This is a genomic window from Komagataeibacter kakiaceti JCM 25156, assembly GCF_000613305.1.
Genome location: NZ_BAIO01000904.1, coordinates 1 through 553 on the forward strand (window position 1 = coordinate 1; position 553 = coordinate 553).

At 67.5% G+C, this 553-nt stretch carries 1 protein-coding gene; it reads left to right on the plus strand.

All coding sequences use genetic code 11. The features are described from left to right. The coding region (locus tag JCM25156_RS19940; RefSeq protein WP_025814541.1) for a methyltransferase domain-containing protein at positions 1-553 on the plus strand (553 nt) is incomplete at both ends.

Genomic DNA, 553 nt, shown 5'->3' on the forward strand with positions numbered 1-553 from the left:
CCTTCTGGCCAGAGGGGGGAACGGGGCGTGTTCTGGGCCTTGGCTACGCATTGCCGTTCCTGCCGCTGTGGGACCGGGCGGAAGCGCCGTGCCTGTCCGCCCGGCTTGACACGCATGTCACGCGCCAGGCCCCACCGTGGCACGGGCGGGACTGCGTTGCCAATGGCCTGTCCCTGCCGTTCGAGGATCTGAAATTCGACCGCATCCTGCTCATCCACGCCCTTGAGGTGTGCGAGGACAAGAGCAGCCTGCTGCGGCAGGTGTGGAAGATACTCAAAGATGACGGCAGGCTGCTGCTCGTGGTGCCCAACCGGGCCGGGTTGTGGGCGCATGCGGACAACTCCCCCTTCGGGCAGGGCACGCCGTTTTCGCGCCGCCAGATCAGCCGCTGGCTGGGAGATGCCTGCTTTCATGCGGAACGGCATGAAGACGCGCTGTACATTCCCCCCGCCGGCCCGTGTCCCGCCGGGCCGGTCGGCATGGTGGAATGGACGGGGCGCACCCTGTTCCCGCGCCTGGGCGGTGTCTGCATGATCGAGGCGGTGAAGGACAT